1 protein-coding gene and 1 pseudogene are annotated in these 3,947 nt (G+C 72.6%); both read right to left on the bottom strand.

Annotation, left to right across the window (positions count from 1 at the left end):
* Positions 1–72: 72 nt before the first annotated feature.
* Positions 73–3,198, bottom strand: a complete 3,126-nt coding sequence (ileS, locus tag ACTUAL_RS12250) for an isoleucine--tRNA ligase (protein WP_440900316.1) — start codon at positions 3,196–3,198, stop codon at positions 73–75.
* 263 nt (positions 3,199–3,461) lie between these two features.
* Positions 3,462–3,947, bottom strand: a pseudogene (locus ACTUAL_RS12255) (hypothetical protein); the annotation flags it as partial.

The following is a 3,947-nucleotide window of genomic DNA, read 5'->3' on the forward strand; positions in this document are numbered from 1 at the left end:
CCAAGCCCCCCCCCGGCTGCAGCCCGGCCCCGGCACACCCCCCCACCGCCCGAGTGGTGTGCCGGGACCGCGTCACCGGAGCGCACAGCCCGCCTTGACGACCAGCACCCGCACCTTGACCCCGTCGCCGACCGCGCCCTCGGACCCGCCGTCGACGGCCCCGTAGGACACCTCCACCGCCAGCGTCTCCTCGCGCACGAACGCCTCGAACGCCCGAGCCGCGTCGGCCGCGGCGCCCTCGGGCGCGTCCACGGTCAGCGCGATCCGGTCCGACACGTCCAGCCCGGCGTCCTTGCGCGCCTGCTGCACGACCCGCACCAGGTCCCGCGCCACGCCCTCGGCCGCCAGCTCCTCGGTGACCTCGGTGTCCAGCACGACCAGCCCCGCCCCACCGGGCAGCGCCGCCGTGGCCGCCGGGTCGGTGGCCACGAGCCGCTGCTCGTACTCCTGCGGGAACAGCTCGATCCCGGCCGCGACGACGCGCCCGTCGACCTCGCTCCAGTCCCCGGCCTTCACCGCCTTGATCACCTTCTGCACGTTCGGCCCGAGCCTCGGCCCGGCCACCCGCGCGTTCACCGCAAGCTGGAAGTGCCCGTGCGCGTCCACGTCGTCGGTCAGCTCGACCGCCTTGACGTTGACCTCGTCGCTCAGGATCTCCCGGAACCCCTCCAGCGACCCCGCCGACGCCGACGCGATCACCAGCCTGGCCAGCGGCAGCCGCACCCGCAGCTTGTTGGCCTTGCGCAGCGACAGCGCCGTCGACGCCACCTGCCGCACCGTGTCCATCGCCGCCACCAGCTCCGGGTCGGCGGGCAGGTCGGCCGCCGCCGGGTAGTCGGTCAGGTGCACCGAGCGTCCGCCGGTCAGCCCGCGCCACACCACCTCGGTGGTCATCGGCAGCAGCGGCGCGGCCACCCGCGACACCACCTCCAGCACGGTGTGCAGCGTGTCCACCGCGTCCTTCTCGCCCGCCCAGAACCGGTCGCGCGAGCGCCGCACGTACCAGTTGGTCAGCACCTCCAGGAAGTCCCGGACCGACGCGCACGCGCCGGAGATGTCGTACTCGTCGAGCTGCCCGGTCACCCGCGCCACGAGGTCGTGCGTCTTGGCCAGCGCGTACCGGTCGAGCACGTGCGGCGAGTCGGTCCGCCAGCGCCCCTCGACGCCCTCGGCGTTGGCGTACAGCGCCAGGAAGTACCAGGAGTTCCACAGCGGCAGCACGGCCTGCCGCACCCCGTCGCGGATGCCCCGCTCGGTGACGACCAGGTCGCCGCCGCGCAGGATCGGCGAGGACATCAGGAACCAGCGCATCGCGTCCGAGCCGTCCCGCTCGAACACCTCGTTCACGTCCGGGTAGTTCTTGCGCGACTTGGACATCTTCTGCCCGTCGTCGCCGAGCACGATGCCGTGCGCCACGCAGTTGCGGAACGCGGGCCGGTCGAACAGCGCCGTGGCCAGCACGTGCAGCGTGTAGAACCAGCCTCGGGTCTGCCCGTTGTACTCGACGATGAAGTCGCCGGGGTAGTGGTTCTCGAACCAGTCGGCGTTCTCGAACGGGTAGTGCACCTGGGCGAACGACATCGAGCCGGACTCGAACCAGCAGTCCAGCACCTCGGGCACCCGGCGCATGGTGGATTTGCCCGAGGGGTCGTCCGGGTTGGGCCGGGTCAGCTCGTCGATCGCGGGCCGGTGCAGGTCGGTCGGGCGCACGCCGAAGTCGCGCTCCAGCTCGTCCAGCGAGCCGTACACGTCCACGCGCGGGAACTCGGGGTCGTCCGAGACCCACACCGGGATCGGGGAGCCCCAGAACCGGTTGCGGGAGATGTTCCAGTCGCGCGCGTTCGACAGCCACTTGCCGAACTGGCCGTCCTTGATGTGCTCGGGCGCCCAGTTGATCTGCTGGTTCAGCTCGACCATGCGGTCGCGGAACTGCGTCACCGCGACGAACCACGACGACACCGCGCGCTGGATCAGGGGGTTGTCGCAGCGCCAGCAGTGCGGGTACGGGTGGTCGTAGGTCTCGTGGCGCAGCAGCAGCCCCGCGTCCTTCAGGTCGCGGATGATGACCTTGTTGGCCTCGAACACGTGCTGCCCGGCGTACGGCGGCACCTCGGCGGTGAAGCAGCCGTGCGGGTCGACGGGGACGACGACCTCGATGCCCGCGGCGTCCGTGACGGCCTTGTCGTCCTCGCCGAACGCGGGGGCGATGTGGACGATGCCGGTGCCGTCCTCGGTGGTGACGTAGTCGGCGGGCAGCACCTGGTGCGCGTTGTCGCGGCCGAGGAAGAAGTCGAACGGCGGGGTGTAGCGCCGCCCGATGAGGTCGGAGCCCTTGCAGCGGGCCACGACCGGCGGCTCCTCGCCCAGCTCGCGGGCGTAGGCGGCGACGCGGGCCTCGGCGAGCAGGTACTTCTCGCCGTTCGCCTCGACCGTCACGTAGTCCACGTCCGGGTGCACGGCGGCGGCCAGGTTCGACGGCAGCGTCCACGGCGTGGTCGTCCACACCAGGGCCAGCTCGCCGGTCTCCAGGCGCAGGCCGACGGTCACCGCCGGGTCCTGCCGGTCCCGGTAGGTGTCGTCCATCTTGGTCTCGGTGTTGGACAGCGGCGTCTCGCAGCGCCAGCAGTACCAGAGCACCCGGAAGCCCTCGTAGACCAGGCCCTTGTCCCACAGGGTCTTGAAGGCCCACATGACGCTTTCCATGTAGTCCAGGTCGAGGGTCTTGTAGTCGTTGTCGAAGTCGACCCAGCGGGCCTGCTTCGTCACGTAGTCGCGCCACTGGTCGGTGTAGCGCAGCACGGACGTGCGGCAGGCGTCGTTGAACTTGTCGATGCCGAAGGCCTCGATGTCGCTCTTGGACGAGAAGCCGAGCTGCTTCTCCGCCTCGACCTCGGCGGGCAGGCCGTGCGTGTCCCAGCCGAAGCGGCGCTCCACGTGCTGACCGCGCATGGTGCGGTAGCGCGGCACCAGGTCCTTGACGTACCCGGTCAGCAGGTGGCCGTAGTGCGGGAGGCCGTTGGCGAACGGCGGGCCGTCGTAGAACACGAACTCGTTGGAGCCGTTCTCACCGGCGGGCCTGGCGTCGACGGAGGCCTGGAAGGTCTTGTCGTCCTCCCAGAAGCCGAGCACGTCGCGCTCCAGCGCGGGGAAGGACGGCTCGGAGGGAACGGCGTCCGCTCCCGCCTTGGGGTAGGGCATGGTCAAACTCCTCGCGTGCGTCCCGGCGCACGGGGACGACGCGCCCACCCCGTAGGCGCACCGCGGTACCACCCCGCTTGCCAGGGCACGGGGCTCTGGCCTCTCTTCGACGGCTGTGACGGGCCGTTCCCGTCCGGTTCTACTGGGGCCCTGGGGCCTGTTCTTCCGGAGGCTCCCCCGGTGATGGCCGGATCAACGCCTGTGCCACCAAGGGTAGCCGAGGGCGCAAACCGGTTGCGCCGAGCGTCGCGCGGGAGGGCCGCTCAGCCGCGCGCGGCGGGCCCGTCCCCGCTCCCGGCGGTGGCACCGGCCTGGGCGGCTCCGGGGGCGTCCTGGGCGATCTGAGGGGCCCGCTCGGGCTCGTCGGCGGCCCGCTCGGCCTGGGCTCCGGCCGGGTCGGGCGCACCGGTCGTCGCGGGCTTGTCGGCGCCCGCCCGCTCGGCCCGCTTCGCGGCGGCCCGCTTGGTCGCGGCCAGCGCCGAGTCCGGCCTGCACACCCCGCACGGGGTGAAGCCCAGCTCGCGCGCCTCGGCCAGCGGCAGCCCCAGCGCGGCCCGGTCGCCCACCCAGGAGCAGCCCGCCAGGTGGTACCGGGGGCGCTCGTCGAGCACCCGCACCTCGTCCGCGGCCTCCGCCACGGCCAGCAGGTCGGCCGCGTCGGTGTCCTCCTCGGCGGGCTCGTCCTCCGGGGCGACGCCCGCGGGAACGCCGACGGGCGGGGCGGGAGCCTGAGAGGGCCCCCCCCGCCC

This window comes from Actinosynnema sp. (assembly GCF_052038725.1).

Coding starts and splice junctions, on each gene's coding strand:
- ileS (WP_440900316.1), bottom strand. CDS start 3,198: ATGCCCTACCCCAAGGCGGGAGCGGACGCCGTTCCCTCCGAGCCGTCC.